Annotated in this window: 20 protein-coding genes; 8 read left to right on the top strand and 12 right to left on the bottom strand. The window is 38.5% G+C overall.

Annotated elements, in window-relative coordinates:
* Positions 1-5 precede the first annotated feature (5 nt).
* From TLET_RS05850 to TLET_RS05820, 7 genes are all read right to left on the bottom strand, one after another.
* On the bottom strand, positions 6-1247 hold the full coding sequence (locus TLET_RS05850) for an extracellular solute-binding protein (RefSeq protein ID WP_012003189.1): 1242 nt from the start codon (positions 1245-1247) through the stop codon (positions 6-8).
* A 338-nt stretch (positions 1248-1585) separates the two neighbouring features.
* Positions 1586-2482 carry a glycyl-radical enzyme activating protein gene (locus TLET_RS05845; RefSeq protein WP_012003188.1) on the bottom strand — a complete coding sequence of 299 codons (897 nt, stop codon included), beginning with the start codon at positions 2480-2482 and terminating at the stop codon, positions 1586-1588.
* Position 2483: 1 nt separating this feature from the next.
* Positions 2484-4895 (bottom strand): trans-4-hydroxy-L-proline dehydratase, encoded by a 2412-nt coding sequence (gene hypD, locus TLET_RS05840; protein WP_012003187.1) that lies wholly within the window; start codon positions 4893-4895, stop codon positions 2484-2486.
* Between the two features lie 24 nt (positions 4896-4919).
* Positions 4920-5978, bottom strand: a complete 1059-nt coding sequence (locus tag TLET_RS05835) for an extracellular solute-binding protein (RefSeq protein WP_012003186.1) — start codon at positions 5976-5978, stop codon at positions 4920-4922.
* 244 nt (positions 5979-6222) lie between these two features.
* A complete protein-coding gene (locus TLET_RS05830; protein WP_012003185.1) occupies positions 6223-6858 on the bottom strand; it encodes an L-ribulose-5-phosphate 4-epimerase in 636 nt (211 codons plus the stop codon).
* Between the two features lie 14 nt (positions 6859-6872).
* Positions 6873-7928, bottom strand: coding sequence for a GntR family transcriptional regulator (locus tag TLET_RS05825; RefSeq protein WP_081430104.1), 1056 nt, complete (start codon positions 7926-7928; stop codon positions 6873-6875).
* Positions 7929-8027: 99 nt separating this feature from the next.
* A complete protein-coding gene (locus TLET_RS05820; protein ID WP_012003183.1) occupies positions 8028-9116 on the bottom strand; it encodes a pectate lyase family protein in 1089 nt (362 codons plus the stop codon).
* 188 nt (positions 9117-9304) lie between these two features.
* Between TLET_RS05820 and TLET_RS05815 the strand changes: the two genes are divergently transcribed.
* The 6 genes from TLET_RS05815 to aglA are packed head-to-tail and all read left to right on the top strand — an operon-like array spanning position 9305 to position 15917.
* Positions 9305-10570 (top strand): ABC transporter substrate-binding protein, encoded by a 1266-nt coding sequence (locus tag TLET_RS05815; RefSeq protein ID WP_012003182.1) that lies wholly within the window; start codon positions 9305-9307, stop codon positions 10568-10570.
* A gap of 59 nt (positions 10571-10629) precedes the next feature.
* Positions 10630-11472, top strand: coding sequence for a carbohydrate ABC transporter permease (locus TLET_RS05810; protein WP_228368994.1), 843 nt, complete (start codon positions 10630-10632; stop codon positions 11470-11472).
* Between the two features lie 19 nt (positions 11473-11491).
* On the top strand, positions 11492-12304 hold the full coding sequence (locus TLET_RS05805) for a carbohydrate ABC transporter permease (RefSeq protein WP_012003180.1): 813 nt from the start codon (positions 11492-11494) through the stop codon (positions 12302-12304).
* A 13-nt stretch (positions 12305-12317) separates the two neighbouring features.
* The gene (locus tag TLET_RS05800) at positions 12318-13526 is read left to right on the top strand and encodes a Gfo/Idh/MocA family protein (protein WP_012003179.1); all 1209 of its coding nucleotides are present in this window, start codon (positions 12318-12320) and stop codon (positions 13524-13526) included.
* The gene (locus TLET_RS05795; RefSeq protein WP_012003178.1) at positions 13523-14524 is read left to right on the top strand and encodes a Gfo/Idh/MocA family protein; all 1002 of its coding nucleotides are present in this window, start codon (positions 13523-13525) and stop codon (positions 14522-14524) included. Before TLET_RS05800 ends, TLET_RS05795 begins: the two co-directional genes overlap by 4 nt.
* Positions 14517-15917, top strand: a complete 1401-nt coding sequence (gene aglA, locus TLET_RS05790; protein ID WP_012003177.1) for an alpha-glucosidase AglA — start codon at positions 14517-14519, stop codon at positions 15915-15917. Before TLET_RS05795 ends, aglA begins: the two co-directional genes overlap by 8 nt.
* Here the strand turns inward: aglA and TLET_RS05785 are convergent.
* The 4 genes from TLET_RS05785 to TLET_RS05770 are packed head-to-tail and all read right to left on the bottom strand — an operon-like array spanning position 15914 to position 19893.
* A complete protein-coding gene (locus TLET_RS05785) occupies positions 15914-16900 on the bottom strand; it encodes a LacI family DNA-binding transcriptional regulator (protein ID WP_012003176.1) in 987 nt (328 codons plus the stop codon). The two genes, aglA and TLET_RS05785, sit on opposite strands and share 4 nt — an antisense overlap.
* 24 nt (positions 16901-16924) lie before the next feature.
* A complete protein-coding gene (locus tag TLET_RS05780) occupies positions 16925-17755 on the bottom strand; it encodes a carbohydrate ABC transporter permease (RefSeq protein WP_012003175.1) in 831 nt (276 codons plus the stop codon).
* Positions 17755-18624, bottom strand: a complete 870-nt coding sequence (locus tag TLET_RS05775) for a carbohydrate ABC transporter permease (protein ID WP_028844044.1) — start codon at positions 18622-18624, stop codon at positions 17755-17757. Before TLET_RS05775 ends, TLET_RS05780 begins: the two co-directional genes overlap by 1 nt.
* A 39-nt stretch (positions 18625-18663) precedes the next feature.
* Entirely contained in the window at positions 18664-19893 is a 1230-nt protein-coding gene (locus tag TLET_RS05770; RefSeq protein ID WP_012003173.1) for an ABC transporter substrate-binding protein, read from the bottom strand.
* 309 nt (positions 19894-20202) lie between these two features.
* On the opposite strand from TLET_RS05770, the gene TLET_RS05765 reads away from it, so the two are divergent.
* Positions 20203-21567, top strand: a complete 1365-nt coding sequence (locus TLET_RS05765; RefSeq protein ID WP_012003172.1) for an MATE family efflux transporter — start codon at positions 20203-20205, stop codon at positions 21565-21567.
* Between the two features lies 1 nt (position 21568).
* On the opposite strand, the gene TLET_RS05760 is transcribed toward TLET_RS05765, so the two are convergent.
* Entirely contained in the window at positions 21569-22894 is a 1326-nt protein-coding gene (locus TLET_RS05760; protein WP_012003171.1) for a DUF438 domain-containing protein, read from the bottom strand.
* An 80-nt stretch (positions 22895-22974) separates the two neighbouring features.
* Between TLET_RS05760 and fsa the strand changes: the two genes are divergently transcribed.
* Complete coding sequence (fsa, locus tag TLET_RS05755) at positions 22975-23628, top strand: fructose-6-phosphate aldolase (RefSeq protein WP_012003170.1); 654 nt, start codon at positions 22975-22977, stop codon at positions 23626-23628.
* Position 23629 lies beyond the last annotated feature (1 nt).

Raw genomic sequence — 23629 nt, 5'->3', positions numbered from 1 at the left:
TTTATTTATTTGCCGCGCTCTGCCCAGTAATCGTCAATAATGTCCTGGACTTCTTCTGCAGCTGCTTCCATTGCATCCTCAGGTGTCATATTCCTTGTTATCAGTACATCTTCCAGATACACTGCAATTGAATCAAGCATTTCTGAAATATATGGGAACATCTGGAATGTCTTAACATAAGGTAATTGCTGTGCAACGGTGTAGATGTGTGGAAGTTTTTCTTTCAATTCCTGACTCTGCGCAATTGATATTCTTGCTGGCGTCTGACCAGCTGCATACCATTCTATGGCATGGTCCCAGAGATATTTGACCCAGGTCATTGCTGCTTTTAATACCTCTGGATCTTCCACCATTACTTTTGTCAAAGCCAGAACGTGTGAACCACCAAAGACTGCTTTCTCAGTACCAAGTAATGGTGCTGGCGCGGCACCAAAGTTTTCACCGAGAGCCTCTTTGAAAGCAGCAGCTGTCCAAATTCCGGTGATCAGAAATGTCGATTGACCACCAAGAAAAACTGGGCCTGGATCAACACTGGCTTTTGGTAAATACCCTTTGTCCTGAAGTTCCATCATGAACCTGAGTGCTTTCGCACCAGCTTCCATAAAAGCTGGTTTTTTGAAATCTGGCGTTAAAAGGTCTCCACCAAATTGCCACAGATAGTGTACCCATAACCAGCTCCAACCTGGGTTTTCATAGTATGGAGTGACATCTTTTGGTGTGACCTTTTTGAGAGCTTCCAGTGCAGCTAAAAATTCTTCTCTGTTTGTTGGTGGTTTATTTGGATCGAGGCCGGCTTTGACGAAATTACCACGATTGTATGCCAAGTAGAAAATCCAGCAATCGAGAGGAAATCCATAAATTTTTCCATCCTGCACAAGGCCTTCAATCAGTCCTGGATAGATATCGTTTACATCAATTCCGTATTTAACAAGCTCTTCTGCAGTAAAAGTCTTGAGCTGATCCATCAGCGCAGGTATAACGTATTTACGGCAAAACAAAACCTGCGGAGCCTGTTTTGTACTCACGCCTGTGAAAAACTTGGTCTTGTACTCAAGGTCGTTAACGAGAACAAGATGCACAACTTCAATATCCGGATGTTCGGCATTGAATTTCTGTATGATTTTATCCATATACGCACCATCTTCACCTGCAAGAGGCGTCATGAATGTAATAGTAACTTTTCCACTTACCAGAACCATCAGAGAAATCAACAGCACAGCGACCAGGAAAAATGATCTTTTACCCATTTAATCCACCTCCCCATATGAGTTCCAACAAAGGTTTTCTCAAAACCTTTTTGAACAATATCACCCCCTTAAGATGTTTGAATCAGATATAAACTCCAAAAAACAATCAGAAAACAAGACAACGATTTGGCGAATATCAATATTTATACATATATGTACATACAAATTAGACCACAACATTTAAACTGATTCAAGGCGCTTCTTATAAAAATAAGGATTGATTTCTGGTTATTTTCAGCAGTATTCTTGAAAATATGTTCAAAATCGGATTGTCACGTTTTATATCTTTGATTTTTTTCCCGCTTTAACCTTTGTAATAAATCTGACTTAAATGACGCTCATCCACCTATTTTCACCTTAAAACCGTTGTTTTCGAACAGTTGCTTTATAAGGTTCAACCTTTCCTTGCTGATTTTCTCATTGGTTCCAGTGAAAATCTTCCACAGAGCATCATATTTCTCGTTCACATTGTGATAGGGCAGGAGATTTATTTCGGATCTGAACCTTAATTCGTTCAGAAAATCAATTGTTTTCTGAATATCCTCGTCAGAATCGTTCACAGATGGTATAATGGGCAAACGTATTATCAAAGATTTTCTTTCCGAAAGGAGAAATTTCAAATTCTCCTTGATGATTCTGTTTGACACCCCTGTATGCTTTATGTGCTTTTTTTCATCGATAACTTTCAGATCGTACAAAAATAGATCAACATATGGCAGCACTTTTTTGAGATCCTCTGTTTTTGCATAGCCAGAGGTGTCGATTGCCACGTGCACGGCGCGTCGCTTCAATTCCGGTAGAATTTCAAGTAAGAAATCAATTTGAGATAAAGGCTCACCTCCTGAAAAAGTAACTCCACCGCCTGATTGGTCGAAATAAGTCGTATCTTTTTCAAGCTCTTTCAAAATATCTTCGCAGCTTATTTGTGTACCTACCATTTTCAGAGCAGTTGTGGGGCATATTTCTGTGCACGCACCGCACAGTGAACAGAGATCTTTGTTAAGAAATAATATGTCATCTTTGAAGCTGAGAGCTTCTTTTTTACACGAAACCACACAGCTCTGGCAATGAATACATTTGTGTTGGGTATACATCAATTCCCTGGAAAAACGGATGCCCTCAGGATTGTGGCACCACCAGCAAGATAAAGGGCATCCTTTTAGAAAAACTGTTGTTCTTATACCAGGCCCATCGTGTATGGCAAACCTCTGTATATTAAAAACAAGGGCTTCCATATTACAACTCATCCTGTTCTGTCCGAGCTATGATTTCTTCTTGAAGGCCTTTTGGCAAACTGACAAAATAATCACTGTAACCAGCAACCCGAACCATTAAGTCTTCAAAATCAGCTGGTTTTTTCTGGGCTTCTCTCAATAATTCTGAAGAAACTACGTTGAACTGAACGTGATGTCCACCCATTCTAAAATATGTTCTTATCAATTTACCAAGTTTTTCCAGATTGTCTTTTTCTTTGACTAAATCCGGTGTTAACCTCTGATTCAACAGAGCCCCGCCAGTTTTGTCCCAATCGCATTTACAAACAGAGTTGAAAACAGCTGCTATGCCTTTTCTGTCTACACCCTGGACAGGTGATATACCTTCTGAAACGGGCATACCGGCTTTTCTACCGTCTGGGGTTGCTCCTGTCACGCTGCCAAAATAGACATGAACAGTTGTTGGAAGGAAATAGCATCTTCGAGATGCCTTTCTCACCGGGGAAGGCTCATAACTTTCAACAATCTGGACGATATAATCGACAAGCTTTTTTGCTATATCGTCAGCGTAATCATTGTCATTTCCGTATTTTGGCGTTTTGTTCAGGAAAATCTGCCTCATATATTCAAAACCTTGAAAATCATTATGCAGAGCTTTTAGCATTTCTTCATAAGTAAAAAGTTTTCTATCAAAGATATTCCATTTAATGGACGCAAGTGAATCTGTAACGGTTCCAAGACCCACAAATTGAATGTACTGCGTATTGTATCGGGCTCCACCGGCGTTGTAATCTTTTGCATTTTCCACACAGTCCTGTATCCATAGCGACATGAATGGCACAGGCAGATATTTAGCATACAGAGCTTCGATGATATCGTTACCTTTCATCTTTATGTCTATGAAATATCGAAGCTGTTTTGCAAAAAAATCCCAGAGTTCATCAAAATTTTGTGGTTTTTTCGTTTCAAGCCCTATACGCTTGCCGGTTCCTGGATCTATCCCACCATTGAGTGTTATCTCAAGAATCTTCGGAAGATTGAGATATCCTGTCAGAATATACGCCTCTTTACCAAGTGCACCCGTTTCAACACAGCCACTCACACCTGATTCTCTGGCATCTTCAAGAGTTTTGCCCTGGCGTAGCATTTTTACAACTATCCTGTCGTAATTGAAAAGAGGTGGTTCCCCAAAACCAGGTGAGAGAGCTTCCAGGGCTTTCAGAAGAAAAGCGTCGGGATTCTTGTCACTTATAAGAGCAGCAGTGTTTGGTTGAAGCGTTCTCATCTCGGAAAGTACTTCAAGGATGAGATAGGAAAGCTCGTTCACGGCATTTGATCCATCCGTTTTAAGACCACCGATATTGATCTTTGAAAAATCGTTGTATGTGAAACTTTCTTCGGCGGTTATCTTCACTTTTGGCACCGATGGCTGGTTGTTGAATTTCAACCAGAAAGCCTGCAATAACTCTTTTGCTTTCTCGCGTGTTAAAACACCTGATGCAATATCTTTTGCATAAAATTTGTATACATGCTGATCCAGCCTGCCCGGAGTAAAAGAATCCCATGGATTTGTTTCATAAGTGATACCAACGTGGATAAACCAGTAATGCTGAAGGGCTTCCCAGAAAGTTTCCGGGGCATGTGCTGGGACTTTCTCGCAGATTCTTGACATTTCTAAAAGTTCTTGTTTTCTCTGAGGGTCTTTTTCATTCTCTGAAAGTTTTTTTAATTTCTCGCTGTATCTTTTTGCATATATTAAAATAGCATCACAGGAAATATTCATTGCTTTCAATTCTTCGAGTTTTTCAAAATATTCTGGATCGGAAGCAGAAAGCTGCTGGATTTTTTCTTCTATCCTTTTCTTTATATCCAGAACACCTGTTTTGAAAATCCATCCGCCACCAGAAGTATGTCCGGGGGCTCTTTGTTCCATAAATTCCGTCCAGATGCCAGCTTCATAGGCTCTTTTCCACTCAGCCGGCAAATTTTGAAAGAGAATGTCTCTCATTGCCTGTCCTTGCCAGAAAGGTATTATTTCTTCTTCATACACTTTACGTGTTTGACTATCGACCTGAAATGGCATGTTTTTTCTTGTTGCCAGTGTCTCGAGATCCTCCAGAGTGTGAACGCATATTTCTGGATAAGTGGGAACTTCTTTGGGGCCAGTACCTCTGATGCCAATTATTAACTGCCCATCTTCAACTGGAAGGCTGCAGTTTTCCATGAGGTATTTGAAAGCCAGCGCGCGTAAGACAGGGTATGAAACATTTTTCGGCGCCATTTTGTAAAAATCAGTTATAAGCTTCGCGCGTTCAAGAGAAACTTTAGCTTTAGCGCTTACACTTTCATCTCTGAGTTTTTTGATCCGCTTGTTGATCGGTTTTATAGCGGAGCGCCTTTTTTCAAGCTCTTCGTATATTTTGGTCCTTTCCACACTGGCCACCTCCAGAAATAGATCTTAAAGTACTGTCAGGTCCTCTGACAGAGTTGTTATTGTTTCAAAAGATGAACTTTTTACAATCACGTCGTTTTCGATTCTTATCCCAAATTCACCGGGAATATAAATACCAGGCTCAATAGTTACAACAGCATTCTCTGGCAATGGATCAGTAGCTTTAGGACTGAACCTTGGCTCTTCGTGAACCTCAAGTCCTATACCATGTCCTAAACCATATCTGAAGCAGAACTCGGAATATTTGCTTTTCTGAACAACCTCTCTTGCCACAAAATCGACATCTTTGCCACTCATACCGGCTTTGCCTGCCATAAACAAATCTGCAGAGACTACACCCGAGGTTGATATCTGCGGAGCGGCAACTACACCATCTTTTGTCAAGCCTAACCACCAGGTAAGAAATTCCTTTGCACCATCACCTAATGCAAATCGACCTTTTTCGTCTACAATTTTATCACCGAAGGTGCCAATTATTGAATACCACAGGCCCTGAAAACTAATAGCATCACAGCCCCATTGGGTGACTCGCCCGTTGTTTGTGATAGTTAATTTTCTGGCAGCATTTTCAAAATCTTTCCAGGTCCAATTTGCGTTCGGATAAGGGACTCCTGCCTTGTCAAACAGAGTTTTGTTGTAATACATTATCTCCGTGGCAAAACACCAGGGTAATCCATACAGATGTCCTTGGAGTTGCATCAATTGTTTCACAGCAGGAATAAAATCATCAAGATCAAGCTCTTTGCTTTGTTGCACATAATTATCAAGTGAAACAATCCACCCTGCTTTTACGAAATCTGCCAGATCCGATTCCCACAAACAAAAAATATCGGGAGCTGTACCAGTCATGGCCATCGTGCGAAGTTTTTGAGAATATTCGGCTTCGGGAATCTGCATAAACTCAATTTTCACATTAGGATATTTTTCCTCAAATGCTTTGACGTAATTGTAAGAATCTGAAGGAAGCGCATTCCAGTGCGCGTACTTTATTACCACATTTTCGGCAAAAAGCAAAGACGATAGGAGAGTCAAAACTAAACCGCAAACCAAAAGCAACTTTCTCATGCAGCACCCCTCCTTTTTAAGAAAATCCGCCACAATATTAACCAAGAATACAAGAAATGTACGTATATGTACGTCATAAGTATAACTACAACTTAAAAAGAAATCAACAGCCAAATTATCTTACTATTGGGGGGTATAAAAAGTAGGCATTAAAATCAAGGGATTATCTTTGTTTTTCTAGTATTTTCGCCTGTTATCTATATTTTTCATCAAGATTGAAAAATTTCTTCCTGACTTAAAACTTTTACTGTCCGTATTTTGTGTGGTACTGTTGGTGTAATTTATTTATTTCATCTATATCGAGTGGGGTGACTTGCTGTTTTGCAAGAGCAAAATAGCTCATTTTCGCCACTTCTTCCAGAAAAATTGCCTTTTTGAGAGCGTCTTCAATTGAGGTTCCAACAACTATTACGCCGTGCTTTCTCAAAAGAACTGTTCCTGATTTTCCCATTACCTTTAAAACAGCCTTTCCAATTGCTTCAGATCCTACCGGGGCATACTCAGTAATTGGAATCTCTTCACCAAAAACATCTGCATGTGCAGTGCATAAAACAGGCAATGGTTTTTCGCGTACAGCAAAAACAGTTGCAAAGGTAGAGTGTGTGTGTATGATAGATTTTGCCCATTCTATATTTCTGTATAGATACAAATGCGTAGCTGTATCAACTGATGGCTTCATATTTCCATCTAAAATCTTCCCGCCTAAATCCACAAGAACCATGTCAGATGGTTTAAGAGAAGAGTATGGCACACCAGAGGGTTTAATCAAGACCTTATCGTCGATTCTCAAGCTAACATTTCCACTTGTATAAGCTACCAGACCATATTTTTCAAGGGTCAAATGAGCCTCATAAAGTAATTGTTTTTCTTTTTCGTACATGAAACCCCTCCTGATTATTCTGATGGTGAAGAAACAGAACTTCTTTCTATCAACTCCGGTTGTAGAATTATTTTCTCTGCTCTTCCACCATGAATCATTTTCAAGAGAATGTCTACCGCTTTTTTGCCTACGTCTTCTTTGGGGTGAGCAAATGTTGTCAGAGTTTCTCTGAAATCTCCCAGAGGAGCATCATCAAATCCTATAACTGAGACATCTTCCGGAATTCTCAGGCCAAGTCGTTTTGCAACAAGCTGTAGCTGAAGTGCCGTCGCATCATTATAGCAGAAAATAGCTGTGGGGCGCAGTTGCTTTGGCAGGCTGAGAAGCTCAAAAGAACCCTGCATTGGAGCTCCTGTAAATTCGGAAACATTGAATGATTTTTCATAAATTTTTTCAAACCCCAGCTCATTTGCTCTCTCCACAAAACTTTTTGCTCTTATAACACTTGGCAGGTGAATTGATTTATATAGTACAGCAACTTTTTTGTGACCAAATTGATGAAAAATCTCTGCAGCTTTTTTACCCCCGTATGAATCATCAAGAACAACACTGCCAGTACCATTTATATTCCAATCGCTGTGAACAAGAACTATTTTTATTCCTTCTTTTACCAGCGATTCTACATACTCTTTATTTGCCCTTTTTGTTGCGCTGCACACAGGGTCTATTATTAAACCGGTTACTCCCGATTCAATCCACTCACCGATAACTTGCTTTTCTTTGTTGGGATCTTCCGATGCGTTCCCAAGCAACATCTTGTAGCCATTTCTGAATAGATAATCTTCTGCTCCAAAAACTATATAGGGAAATATGTAGCTCGTTATCTGCTGAACTATTATACCAACCATGTGGTTTTCTTTCCCGAGGTTCACAAATGTCCCTACACCAGGTTTGCGGGTAATAATACCTTTGACAGCCAATCTATCAAGCGCTTTTCTCACAGTTTCTCTGCTGGCTTCAAACCGCTCCATCAATTCTTTCTCTGTAGGAAGTTTATCGCCAGAATTGTATTTCCCGGATTTCAGCTCTTTTATCAAAGTTTGCTCTATTATTTTGTATTTTGGTACTATTGATACCACCTCCACAGCATACGTAAACGTACGTACATAAATTGTACGCTTTTTTTCAATATTAGTCAAGTTAGGAAGAAGAACAGTTCCTGCTATCAATCAGGTTTCGATATCAACAAAAACCAATTTACCAGATCCTGAATTTTCAACAACTATTTTTGGTACTTCATTAGCACTGTTTAATTTGTAATTGTAAAACTGGCGTGGCTCAAAGACTGGCTCTGATTCCCTCAAGAACTTCACTTGTGGCTCTTTACAGTAGACAAAAATATTTTCAGCCTCGTTATTTCCCAAACTCAGATAACCTTCAGGGGACGAACCCGCTGTTACGGTTGTTGGAATAAATGCAACATTGGCCTCTTCCATTAATTTTGCCCCAAATCCCATGAAATAGTTTGCTTCGACATGAACTCTGGCATTTGTAGTAGAAGCAATCGCATACAATGGAACGACATTCCCGGAAACATTTGTTCTGAAACCTGCACTGTAAAAGTTGTTGAATACATGAACCGTGCCAAAACGCACCCTTGGCATCCGCTGAATACAGTTTTTGAAATAATTATGATGATAAGTAACTTTATAGCTATCTGAAGCCTTTTGAGGATCTTCTCTGTCACTACTTCCCACAAGTGATACTTTGTCATGATCGACAAATTTACACCAGGAGACAGTTACATAACTCGAAAATTTCGTGATATCTACTGCTCCATCATTTCCATTTACAAATGTGCAATGATCAATCCATACATGATGAGAACCTTCGATATTGATATAATCGTAATCGTATTTCTTCCCCTGTGGATCATCTTCCATATAGAAACCTTCAAAATGAATATTTCTTATAACGATGTTTTCTTGATTTTTAATGATAAAACCTGCTCCGATAAGTTTTGCATTGTTAATTCCAATAACAGTTTTGTTTGAGGTTAGCTTGATCTCTCTCCTTGGTTCAAAAATAATTTCACCGTCGATTACGATTATGTATTTTTCTTCTGAGCTGCTCCATTTTTCAAGTTCTTCACCTGTTTTAACATAAACTACTTTTCCACCCAGACCGCCGGTTGTCCCATTTAAGCCAAGAGCATCGACTGACGCAAACCCAACAGGTTGCTCAGAAAGTGTTGTTTCCAGAGCAAAACACATGTTTAGAGTTATCAAAATAGTTACACAGAGTAACAATCTCTTCATTGAAGATCCCCCCTTCAAAATTTAGCAAAAAAATTTATTTCTATCACGTATATATTATAATGTACAATCTGGATGCTTTTTAACCATAAAAATTGCTTATATTAAGCTGGAAAATCTGATTGAAATACTGTGATAAAATTTGATAAAATTTTTTTTGGTTCACATCTTATCAATGGGGAGGGGTTAGTATGAAGCGTTTTCTGATTGCTTTTATGCTTACGGCTCTATTCATATCAGGTATGGCGGCTGTGAAACTTGTTGTCTGGTGTGGCGGTGGTACGGAAAGAGAAGGCCTTGAAGCAGCGATAGCAGAATACAAAAAACTTAATCCTGATGTAGATTTCGAACTGGTTGATGTACCGTATGCCCAATATGAGCAAAAAGTCAGATTGGGTATAATGAGCGGTGATTTGCCTGACCTCGTAACGATTACTTATCCTTATGCGCCCGGATACATGCAATATATGATCGATCTTGGCCAATACGTCCAGAAATATTTGAACATCAGCCTTGAAGAATTTAAAAACGCCATGTATGATGTTGTGCGAATTCGTGTTTCTGAAGGAGATGCCGTAAAATATGTTCCATTACATTTCACTTTGCAATGTTTGTGGGTGAACGATGATTATTTTAAGAAAGCAGGTATACCATATCCTCCGTTTGGCGGCAAACAGGAACCCTGGACCTGGGAAGAATTCATAGATGTACTTAAAAAAGTAAAAGAAGCCAACAATTTGCCATATGCGTTATCTATGCAGCGTACTGCTGAAAGATTGTTCTGTTACCTTGGTATAAGAGGAGTCAAGATTCTTGATGAAAATCTTGACTACACCTTAGACAGAGATCCTAAAGCAAAACAGCTGCTCATAGAATTTGTAGATTTGTTCAAACAAAACATAATGGTGCCGGCTGAGTGGATAAGCGCACAGGATCCAAATATGGCTTTCACGGGTGGGTTGACTGCCGTTCTCTGGGCTGGTAGCTGGAGTACACTGGATCTTTTAAAAGCCGAAAAGAATTTCGTTCCCGCTTATCTTCCGAAAGATGTGGAGTGGCTCAGTTTGGAAGGCGGGAGATTTTTCGGGGCATTCAAAACAGGCAAAAAAGACAGAGAGGAAGCAGCTGCCAAATTTGCACTGTGGATTGGATGGAAGGGACTTGGTTATGACATTTATTTAAAAAAGACCTATCACATGTCTGCTTATAAAAATCACAAAGTTCAATACGATGCTACCGTGATGGATCAGGTGCAGAGCGTATGTGGCAAACTCGCTGAAGTGACTCCAGAATGGGTTGTTACTGTGAGAAATTCGACAATTTACTCAAGATTACAATCTCCTATAGTTAGCCAGATGTCTGCCGCGGTTGCCGGGCAGGTTTCTATCGATCAGGTTATAGAAAATTTGAAAAAAGAATACGAAAAATTGCTGTCAGAACTTGGAGAAAAGAAATAATGAGAAAGGGTGCCTGAGCACCCTTTCTTATCTGGGAGAGGATTATCTTGAGTGCCCTGGTGAAAAGCAGATTCATTTTTGTTTTACCTGCTTTGATCTTCCTTGGAATTTTTGTTCTGGCTCCTATCGTGAGTGTTTTTTTCACAAGTTTTTATAGCTGGGATCTTCTCAGTCCGGCCAGATTCACCGGACTGAGCAATTTCAAAAGGATGCTTGAGGATAAATGGTTCTGGAATTCTATCTGGGTTTCCATAAAACTTCTACTCTTAACAGTCCCTCTTACCTTCTTTGTTCCACTTGCTCTTGCGCTTGCTTTACACAGGGAAAATACCTCTTCGAAAATACTCAGGGCATTGTTTTATTGGCCTTATATGATGCCTGCCGTTGCAGGAACAACAATGTGGAAATGGCTTCTATCTTATGACCTTGGATTATTGAATCACATCTTGAAATCTTTGGGCATGAAACCTGTTGCATGGTTATTGAAACCTACACCTGCCCTTTTTTCCATAGCATTTCTCAGAACATGGGGCATGACAGGTTTGTTGATGATGATGTTTATAACAGGGCTTCAAAATATTTCCCAAGAATATCATGAAGCAGCAAAAATAGATGGGGCAAACAGATGGCAGATATTCTGGTATGTCACCTTCCCTTTGCTTAAAAATACCAATTTACTTGTCTTAACAACATCTATAGCTCATGTGTTCAGAGATTTTGCGGGTGTTTACGTTTTGACAGGCGGTGGCCCCGGTTATTCCACAATGGTAACGCCTCTGTATATTTACAACACTGCTTTTACACAATTTAGAATAGGATATGCCTATGCAATGTCAGTTGTATTTTTGCTGATATCGTTTGCAATAGCAATGGTTACTTTGAGAGTACGCGAATCTAAGTGAGTCTTCTGGGGGGAATTAAATGGCAAAGTTCATAAAATGGTTTTTCTTAATAGTTGCTTTGATTTTTTATATGCTACCTGTTTATTATTCAATTGCTTCGTCTTTCAAAAGCTTGAAAGAGGTTTATTCATACCCTCCTTCTATATTCCCAAAATCCCTGACTCTTGATGGATACCGTGAGGCCATAAAAAATCAGGAGCTTTTGACATATTTAAAAAATACTATTTTTGTTGCAACTACCGCAACAGTTATAACTATACTTGTTTGCGTGATGGGAGGTTATGGTTTGGCAAAAGGTACATTCGTGAGTAGAATTGCTCTGAATAGATTGATAGTAATGACACTTTTTGTGACTGCTCAGGTCATAATGGTGCCTCTTTTCGTGGTGATAAGACGCCTGGAGCTGATCAACAGCCTCTGGGGTTTGATTCTACCTGCGATTTATACACCAACAGGTATGTTCACAGCTATACAGTATATGAAGGATATGCCAGATGAATTGCTCGAAAGTGCAAAAATAGATGGCGCTAACGAATGGCAGATCTTCTGGCGTATTGTTATGCCCCTTTCCAAGCCTTTAATAGCCGCACTTTGTATATTTTCTTTCACATGGAGGTGGAATGATTTTGTCCTGCCATTGCTTGTTGTAAATAGAAGGAGTCTTTATACACTTCAACTGGCACTTGCTGTTATTCAGGGCGAATATGGGGGTGTACCCTGGAATACGATTCTCGCATTTTCAACTCTGACTATAATACCAACACTGGTCATTTTTCTTGTCTTCCAGAAATTCTTTATGAAAGGTATTATGGCAGGTGGCTTGAAATATTAGGGTGGTGTTATTGATGAAACAAATATCGGTTGTTTTAGCAGGCATTGGTGGTTATAGCGCTAAATATGTGGAAAACATTCTGAAGAAAACTGACAGCTGGTTCAGAATAGCTGGAGTAGTGGATCCTTACCCAGAGAAAAGCACTATGTACAGCAGATTGGAAGATATGGATATACCGATATTCAAAACCCTCAAAGAATTTTATCGGCATAAAAAAGCAGATCTTGCCATTATATCTTCTCCTATACATTATCACTGTGAGCAAACTTGCGAAGCACTTGAAAATGGCAGTAATGTTCTGTGTGAAAAACCAGCAGCTGCAACTGTTCAAGAGATCAAAGAAATGATATACCAGAGAGAACGTCACAGAAAACTTGTTGCAGTAGGATTTCAGTGGGCTTATGACCCTGTTTTTTTAAAATTGAAACAGGACGTGATTGCAGGAAAATTCGGTGCTCCTTTGAGACTTAAAGCGCTGGTTCTCTGGCCAAGGGATATTTTCTATTACAAAAGAACGTCCTGGGCTGGGAGATTGATAATGAACGGAAAATTTGTACTGGATAGTGTTGCAAACAACGCAACATCCCATTTCTTGCATGCCATGCTTTTTTTAATAGGCAATGATTTACAAAATTCAATTACCCCCAAAGCTGTCGAAGCAGAACTTTACAGAGTAAATAAAATAGAAAGCTTTGACACCTGCTGCATGAAAATTAAAACCCTTTCTGCAGAAATTATGTTTTATGCATCACATGCAGTTAATGAACTCTGGGGGCCCCAATTTGCTTTTGATTTTGAAGGTGCAAAAATTGTCTACAATGATCCAGAAATACCGGAAAGCCAGGGAAAAATAATTGCAATTTATAAAAACAGAAAAGAGATTTATGGTCCGGTAGAACATGGCAGCATGAGAAAATTATGGGTGGTTATGGAAAACTTGGGAAAAGGCAGAAATGAACCTGTATGTACTCTTGAATCAGCTCTTTCTCAAACTCTCGTTATAAACGGTGCTCATGAGTCTTCTGAAATAATCGATTTTCCAGAAGCCGTAGTGAAATTCGATAAAGATAAATCGCTTTTCTGGGTTAAAGGACTTTCTGAATTTATGAAAAGTTGTTTTGAAAAAAATAAGCTTTTCTCAGAAATGGGCATATCGTGGGCAAAGCATGGCAGAAAAATAGAGCTTGACAATTACGAATTTTTCAAAGGTGGTACGAAATGAAAATTTGCATAATAGGTGCAAGTGGTCATTATGGGTATGTGCTTAAATCTTTAAGCAAAGGTATGAAAATATCTGGTATTGCACCTGGTTCAGCCGGGGAAAATATCGGTGTATTGAGAAACGATATGAAAAAAATGGGACTTTTGGCAAAAGAGTACAGTGATTACAGAAAAATGCTTGATATAGAAAAGCCTGATATAGTTGTTGTAAACACGTTTTTTTCCAATAATGGAAAAATCCTTAAATATTTGCTTGAAAGAAAGATAAATGCTTTTGTGGAAAAACCCATTGCGGCTTCTCTTGAGGAATTGAACGAGATTAAAAATCTGTATGAGAAAGTGAAAGAAGAAATGTTTTTCACTGCAATGTTTGGTTTACGTTATAAAGCACATTTTTTGACAGCAAAACTTTTAATAGACTCCGGTAAAATTGGTGAAATAAGACTTATAAATACTCAGAAATCATACAAACTTGGTACAAGGCCGGATTTTTACAAAAGACGAGACACTTACACAGGAACTATTTTATGGGTTGGCATACATGCAATTGATTGGATTAACTGGTTTTCAAAAAAGAAATTCTTAAAAATCTATGCAACTCATTCAAGAATAGCAAATAAGAACCATGGGGAACTTGAAAGCACGGCGCTCTGCCATTTCACGCTCGAAGACGAGGTCTTTGCCTCATTGAGTATTGATTATCTAAGGCCATCCAGTGCTCCTACTCATGATGACGATAGAATAAGAATTGCGGGGACAAAAGGGGTAATGGAAGTGATCAACGGGCGAGTTTATTTGATCAGCGATGAAGGGCCTGTAGAGCCAGATCTGGTTGAAGAAAAACAGATATTCACTGATTTCATTGCGCAGATAACTGGAAAAGGTCCTTGTATGGTTACACCACAGGATTCTATATTAGCAACAGAGATTGCGCTTCTGGCAAGAGAATCTGCCGATACAGAAAAGATAATAGAATTGAAGGAGGGAGATGATGAGTAAAAAAATAGTTTTCATAGGAGCAGGTAGTGTTAGATATACAATAAAGTTAATCGGTGATCTGGCAAAAACTTGTGAGCTGAATAACGTAGATATTGGATTAATGGATATAGATGAAGAACGTCTGAGAGCCACTCATATTCTGGCAGAAAAATATTCTGAGGAACTTGGGGCAAATTTGAATATACAGAGCACAACTGATTTAGAGGAAGCATTAAAAAATGCTGATTTCATTATCAATACTGCGCTTGCCAGGGCGGAAGGTCATGAAGATGGATATGTACAATACGAAATCGTGAGAAAAATAGGCGAGGAGCACGGTTATTACAGGGGTATAGATAGCCAGGAATTCAATATGGTTTCAGATTATTATACTCTTAGCAATTACAACCACCTGAAAATGAGTCTGGATATAGCGAGAACAATTGAAAAAGTATGTCCAGATGCCTGGCTTCTGCAAACTTCAAACCCTGTTTTTGAAATAACACAGCTGATCAAAGACCTTACAAAAGTGAAAGTAGTCGGCTTCTGTCATGGATATGCGCACATTTTCAAGGTAACCGAGGCACTCAACATAGATCCCGAAAAAGTTGATTGGCAGGTTGCCGGAGTTAACCACGCCATATGGTTAAACAGATTCTATTTTGAAAACTTGAACGGCTATGAGATACTCAAAAAATGGATCAAAGATAAATCCGAAAAATGGCAACCAAAAGATCCCTGGGATGTAGATTTATCTTTTGCTGCAATAGACATGTACGAATTCTACGGAATGCTTCCCATAGGAGATACTGTCAGAAGCGGAACGTGGAAATACCATTATGATCTTGAGACAAAAAAGAGATGGTATGGAAAATTTGGTGGTATAGACAATGAGATAGAAAGACCAAAATTTTATGATCAATTGAGAAAAACACGATCAAAACTCATAAAACTTGCTGAGGAATTGCGCGAGAATCGTAACTTGAAATTGACTGATGTTGCCCCTGAAATTTTTCCAGAATCAATTGACAGTCAGGAACAGCATATTCCATTCATAAATGCGCTTATTAACAACAAAAAGGCACGACTGGTGCTGAATGTTGAAAATAACGGTACGCTGAAAAACCTTCCCGACGATATTGTTGTTGAAATTCCTGTTACTGTTGATGAAAGCGGCATACACCCTGAAAAAATAGAACCGGATCTAACAGATAGAATAAAAGAGTGGTATTTAATGCCAAGAATTTTGAAAATGAAATGGGCACTTGAAGCTTTTAAAACAGCAGATTTGCGAGCCATAGAGGAGATTCTCCTGAGAGATCCGCGAACCAGATCATATAAACAGGTCAAAGGGGTTATCAAAGATATCTTAGATCTGCCCTTCAACAAAGAGATGAAAAATTACTACAGTTAGCTGCTTTCTCTTTCGATGAGCTCGACATCAAGAACTATCTGGGCAGGCTCAGTTCGTTTTTCGGTTAATCTCTCATGTAAAAGATCGAAAGCGATCATGCCCTCTTTGTACTTGTCGATTCTCACAGTTGTAAGCGACGGATTAACAAACGATGCATATGATATATCATCATAACCTACAACAGCAACGTCTTGAGGAACTCTTTTGTTGAGGGCTTTAAGCGCTTTGAGAGCCGCTATGGCAAAGACGTCATTGAAACAAAACACAGCATCGTAGCTCATGTTTTTAAGTTCCAGTATTTTATTGAAACACGACTCATACCCTTCTTCTATTTCCACCATAAAATAAGGTTGCAATCCAGATTCTTCAAGTGCTCTTTTATAACCGAGGTATCTCATTTTTGCTACAGATTTATACATATAGGCGTTTATCATCAAAATTTTTTGCTTTCCTCTTTCAAGCAGATGTCTGGTGGCTAAATAACCTCCCTTTAAATCATCTGAATAGATCTCATCAAATTGTGAGTTTTCGAAATGAACTCCCAGAACTACAAACGGATAATTCAAATTGATTAGATGCTCGATATCTTTTTTATCGAATTGGGTTGGGGAAATTATTATTCCATCCACCCGCTTTTCTATAAGGGTTTCAACAGCCTGGATTTCTCTTATGTAATCTCTTTCGGTGTTCATCAATATAACCTGGTAACCGTATTTTCTTGCCTGGTGCTCCACACCTTTAAAAACTTCCGCATAAAATGGGTTCGAACTATCTTCAAAAACAACTCCGATGGTTCTTGTCACACCATTTTTTAAAGACAGAGCGCTTAAATCTCTTATATAACCAAGTTCCTTAGCAATTTCGAGGACTTTTTTCTTTGTTTCTGGATTTATATCGGGTTTGTTGTTAAGGGCTCGAGAAACCGTGTTAATTGATACGCCAGCTTTCTTGGCAATATCTTTTATTGTGACAAATTTTTTCATCTAAAAACCCCCTTGAAAGTTATTCTACTCTTTTACACTTCCCATGGTTAGACCTTCTATGAAATACCTTTGAAACAAAAGAAATACGATAATCGGGACAACAGCTGCCAGAAGAGCACCGGCAGCAATAACATTCCAGCTTGAGATCCATTGACCTTGAAGTGACGTTAATCCAAGAGTAACAGTCTTTTTACTATCGCTCTGAATAAGTATGAGAGACCAGAGGTAATCGTTCCATATCCAGGTAAATTCCAGTATTGATAGAGCAGCTATTGCAGGTTTAACGAGTGGCATAATTATCTTCGAATATATCCTGAAAGCATTTGCACCGTCTATTCTGGCGGCTTCGAATATACTCGTCGGAATAGTTACCATAAAATTTCTGAGAAAAAATGTGCAAAATCCTATTTGAAAAGCCGCGTGGAATAGTATCAATCCCCAGAGGGAATCGTAAAGCCCAGTAGACAGAGAAAATTTGTATACAGGTATCAAAAGCATTTGAAAAGGTATAAGCATTCCAGCAACAAAAATCACAAGAATAGCAGTTCTCAATTTGAACCTATACCATGATAAGGCAAATGCACTCAAACTTGATAAAAACAAAGTCAAAACCACTGATACTGCGGTTACAAAAAAAGTATTTATGAAATATCTCCCCATATTTCCTTCAACCCAGGCTGTTTTGAAATTATCAAAAGTCCACGATTTCGGAACAGACCAGAAATTTCTGAGCATGAATATCTCATCCATTGTCTTAAATGCAGTAAAAATGGCTATGAGAAAAGGAATCATCCATAAAACAACAATGCTTGTTGAGAGAATATAAAAAGTCATAGCTCTGATGGATTTCTTCACTAACGTTCCTCCTTTTTAAGAACATTTATCAAATATAAGAGGATAAAACTAAATGTTATGAGAAATTGGACTACTGCTACAGATGCTCCATAGCCCATCCTGTAATTGTGAAAGGCCTGGACATACATGTAGTTAGCCATCACACTTGAGGAATAGTAAGGACCACCACGAGTCATGACAAAAACTATATCGAATGCCCTCAAAGAATCTATTATATTGACAGTTATGGCAATAACCATCGCGGGTTTCAACGCTGGTAATATAACATAAAAGAATCTTTGAAAAGCATTTGCGCCATCAACAACTGCTGCTTCAACTAACTCGCTCGAGACATTTTTTAATCCTGCTAAAAACAGGACCATCGCGTAAGGTATCTGCCTCCACAAGGCAGCAGCTATGAGTGAATAAGTCACAATTTTTGGATCACTTAGCCATGGTTTTGCCAGATTACCCAAACCAATGAAATTCAAGAATGCGTTGACAATACCACCAGTTGGCTCTAATATCCATGACCATATTTGACCTATAACAACAAAAGATAGAGCCATTGGTAAGTAAACAAGAGATTTATATATTTTATGACCAGCAAATTTCTGATCCATCAAAATAGCAAAGAATAATCCCAGGGGTATAGAAAGGATAACAAAACCTATCATCCATTTTATATTGTTCACAAGTGATAAACCAAAATATTTGTCATTGATCAATCTTTTGAAATTTTCTATACCTATGAATTTCATTTGTGTCATACCATCCCATTTTGTGAAAGAAACTATGAAGGTTTGTAAAATAGGAAAAATAACCCATATACAGTACATTAAAAAAGGAATTGCGAGAAATAGGTATGGTGTGATATTTTTTCGCATCATATACCTCCAAGAACCCGTGGGGGATTCCCACGGGCAAAGTCATTTGATTCCGTAAATTCTCTTTCTTTCCATCTCCAGATTATCGAGTATGGAGTTTATTTTTCCAGGATTCTGTAGAAATTCTATAAGTGCATTCATTCCAATTTCAGCCATCTCTGGATTGGTATCTCTATCGTAGAATTGCGAAACACCGGCAGAAGCAAGTATCATGTCAAGACCTTTTTTGGCATGTTCATCAGGCGGGGCAACTTCGATATTTGCAGCAAGCCTTCCAAGATCTCTGGCAAATTTCTCCTGTGCTTCTTTGGAAGCAATGAATTTCAAAAACTCTATTGCTCCCTTCCTGTTTGGAGCATTGGCTGGAATCATGAAACCATCGATGGGCGTTTCTTCATAAAGCGGTACAGAAGGATCGATGATTGGGAATCTGAAGAAATCCAGATCATTCTTCACTTCTTCCGGGGCTACATCTTTGATAAACTGCCCCATGTAATACATACCTGCCTGACCTCTAAAAAGAAAAGTAGCGCCTTCCTGCCATTCATAAGACGTGTGATTTGGCAATAAATATCCGTTATCCACAAGCTGTTTCCAGTATTCAAATACCTTTAAAAGTTTTGAATCGTTGTACGGGATTTTACCAGCCGTAAGATCAATATGATAATCAAGGCCGTTAATTCTGAGATTCAAGATATCAAACCAGCCAGCTGCAGTCCATGGAAATTTGCTACCAATCGCGATTGGCGATATTCCATTTGCCTTTAGAGTTTCGCAAACTTTCAGGAATTCATCCCATGTTTTTGGCTCTTTTATCCCATATTTCTCAAAGACCGATTTTCTGTAATAGACTCCCCACCAATACCAGCTCTGAGGTATGAAATAGATTCTGTCGTTATAGGAGCAGGTGCTTTTAAAGGATGCAGGAAAATAATTTTCCCAGGATGACTCTTTGAATACTTCTTCTACAGGTGTGATCAACTTCATTTCGGCAAAATATCTCATGCGTTCGCCTGCAAACCATGTTACTACATCAGCAGTTCCTTTTGGAGCAGCAAGCCATGTTCTTAAGAGTGTTTTGAAATCTTCATGGGCGAAAGTGTTCACAGTAACCTCGTATTCTGGATACTTCTCCTGAAAAATCTTCACAAGTTCAGCGAATGCTTTTCTTGGAGCTGGGTCCGACATATAGCTGTTGATAACTATTTTTTCTTTTGCAAAAATAAAAAGCGCAAGCAGTGTTAGAAGTAGGAAAATAAAAGTCTTCCTCACCTGAAACACCTCCCCTTGTTTTATAACGGTAACGTTACCGAGAAACAATTAGTAAAATACACATTTTTTGCGTTTTTGTCAAATAACATTACTATCTTATAAATAATCATTTGACAGGATTATTAACCAAAATCAGCAAATATCCACTTAATTCTAAATATTTCTCGCGATTACAATCTATTACATCTACGATAACTTCAAAGATTTTTAAGTTACTATTATGTAAACAAAAGATATTTTGTGAAGATACATTAAATGTGTAAAATCTAAGATGCCTGTACACAAAATAGCTGAATAAAGGTGATATGTTTGAGTAGAGATTTAACGCAAGGTAACCTGACCAAGAATTTATTTTATATGGCACTGCCCACAATGGGCGGTTTTGCGTTGCAAGCATTATATGACGTTGTCGACATGTTCTGGATAGGCAGAATTTCCGCCAAAGCAATTGCCGGAGTAGCCGTTTTTTCAACGGTATTCTGGTTGATAGAAGTTCTCAATGAAATAATAGGCGTTAGTTCAATATCTCTCATTTCGCAAAATTATGGTGCAAAAGATTATGAGAGAACAAACAGGGTTATAGAACAAACTATTGTTTTTAAAGCTTTTGTTGCATTAATAGCTTCGCTTCTTTTGGTTTTGTTCCTCAAGCCATTGATGAGCTTTTTTAGTAAAGACAGGGAAGTAATACAAGCAGGCCTTGAATATGGATACTGGCGAAGTTTTTTCATGCCAATCTTTTTTGCAACTTATTCAACGTATACAGCGCAGCGAACCACAGGCGAATCAAGACTGCCTATGATTATAATGGGAGCAAGTGCCGTATTGAATATAATTCTTGATCCGGTATTTATGTTTGAAAAAATACCTGGTATCAACATGAAAGGATTCGGTCTTGGTGTAAGCGGTGCAGCAGTTGCGACAGTTATATCAACATGTGTGGCATTTATATGGGGATTTGGTCTTTTGCTGAAAGGAAGAGGAGAAATAAAAATTTCAATTCGTGGGCTTTTCAGGCTTGACAGAGAAATCGATAAAAAACTTATGACTATTGGGCTTCCAAGCGGCGTCGAAGTGTTCATGAGGAGTCTGTCAAATGCCGTTTTGATGAAATTTCTGGCAGCTTACGGCTCGACTACATTAGCAGTAGTAGGCGTTGTTAGCAGACTTATGGGGCTTGCATTCATACCTTTGATGGGTTTTTCAATGGGCGCAAGCACAATCATCGGACAAAATCTTGGCGCCAATAAGATTGAAAGAGCCGAAAAGACTGTGTTGCTTGCAGCTATCTATAGTTCTCTGTTTGTTCTTGGATTTGTTGTTCTGGCAAACATTTTCCCTGAGACAATTATGAATTTTTTTGTTCATGAACCAGAAGTAATTGCCGAAGGAGTCAGTGCTGTGAGAATTGGTTCCTGGTCTATTCTTATCGCTGCTTTTGCAGTCGCACTAATGAGTAGTTTCTTCGGCGCTGGATATACGTTGCCAGCAATGTTATCGAGTATCATCGGCAGATGGTTTGCACAGCTGCCTTACGTTGCAATCGTTACTCTGCTGTTCAAACTACCAAGCCTATACGTCTGGTTTTCTTTCATAATTGCAGAAATTGCCGAATTAGCATATGCCGCAATTGTTTTCTCAAAAGGCAAGTGGAAAGAGTATCGAGTTAGGTGATTTAATCTTTCCAATCAAGCAATCTCTTTTCGCCTTCCAATTTTTTTATATCGGTTATATCCTGCACTAATTCGATAGTGCCTGAATAATCTCCTTTGCTGTCATACACAGGAATATATCTTATGTAAACAAATCTACCATTCATTTGTATCCAGAATTCTGCAAAATTTTTTTCACCGTTTTTGAACGCTTTGAGAATTTTGTTTACTATAGGGACACTTTTTGGTGGATGGCAATGTTGAACAAACCTACCTATGATAGATGGAGTTCTTGGAAAAATTCTGTGGTTTGAGGAAAAAAATCTAACTCTGTCACTTTTGTCTATAAAAGTTATATCAAACGGAAGGTTGTTGAGTATGGTGTTGAGTTCTTCGATAGAAAGATAACCTATATCAAGCTTAATATCGCCCTCTCTTTGAATGGCCAGCTGTTCGGCTCGAGGTTTTGCGTTCTGCAAAACCATCTTTATCTCATCTGGTAATTTTTTAAATTGTTCATCGTCTATTTCATCTTGTGTTTCAAATGGCTGCAAAGGCTTATCTAAGGTTTGCCATTGATCTTCTGGTTGAATTTTGTAATATCCAAAAACGTGCTCTTGCTCTTTTATTGCTAACCATTCGCCTTCATTTAATAAAATATTTATCGTTGGATACAGAATATTATTTTCACGGAAAACCATGTCTATTATGGCACTTGAAAGTTTGTATGTTTTTTCATGAACTGACTTGAGGAATTCATCAGTTATATTGTTATTACTTCTTAGAAAATATAGCAATAATTTTATTTGAACTCTTATTTCATCGTGTTTTGTCCATAAAACTGTCGGTACAGCAGTTATCCCACGTCTTTCAAGGTACGGAAAGATTAACATTTCTTCACGACTGTAATGTGTTTTTCCTATTGAAGAAAGATCTTCCAGTATTTGGACCAGTTTATCAAGCAAATCTTTTTTAAGATCGCTGCCTGCTTTAATTGAAGCTGATATAAGGCTTGCTAATTCCGCATCTTTCACTATTTCTCTGTTTTCCAGAATCAATGTTTTCAAAGGATGCCCATCCGGTAAATTTTCAAGATTTTTAACAGAGTCAGAAACTGCATCTCTAAATAACTCAACGTGAATATCGCACATCTTTGCTATTTCTTTTGCCGTGATGCCTTCTTTCAAAAGTTCCTGTTCAAGCACCGGTATTTCAAGTGGGGAAATACCGCTCAGGAAATCTTTAAATTCTTTCTTTATAATTTTCACATCTTCTCCATCGTGGATCTTTTTCAAGAATTCCTTTATTTTTTGCTTTTTAAATTCACTATTTTTTAAGAATTCACTCATTTTATCACCTCACAATCGCATGGTAACATATTAAAAGAAGATTCACTGTATCAATTGTTACCACTTTTGGAGGTGAAAATATGAAGATTTTCCTTGACACTGCAAATCTGGAAGAGATAAAAACAGCTGCAGATTGGGGTGTAATAGATGGAGTGACAACAAATCCCACACTGGTGGCAAAAGAAAATGTGCCTTTCGAGAAAAGAATAAAAGAAATCTGTGAAATCGTTAAGGGGCCGGTTTCAGCTGAAGTAACAGCTTTAAACTGGAATGAAATGATTGAGGAAGCAAAAAAATTGGCAGAAATTGATAAACACGTGGTTATAAAAATTCCCATGACAAAAGATGGTTTGAAAGCAACAAAAGTTCTGAGCGAAGAAAATATAGCGGTAAATATGACGCTTATATTCTCTTCTGCACAGGCTCTTCTGGCAATGAAGGCAGGAGCAAGGTACGTTAGCCCATTTGTAGGCAGATTGGACGATATTTCTTCTGATGGTATGAAATTAATAGAAGAGATCGTGCAGATTATAGAGAATTATGATTTTCGCGCAGAAATAATAGTTGCAAGTGTTCGCCATCCAATGCATATCGTTCATGCTGCTTTAATCGGAGCAGATATAGTAACTGTACCTTTTAAAGTGCTCCAATCAATGTTCAATCATCCGTTAACTGATATAGGAATAGATAGATTCATGAAAGACTGGAAAGATTATCAGAATAGAACGAAATAGT

The organism is Pseudothermotoga lettingae TMO, from assembly GCF_000017865.1.
GTDB classification, from domain to species: Bacteria; Thermotogota; Thermotogae; order Thermotogales; family DSM-5069; genus Pseudothermotoga_B; species Pseudothermotoga_B elfii.
The sequence above is the reverse complement of the archived record's forward strand: the minus strand, read 5'-3'. Positions and strand labels throughout refer to the sequence as shown.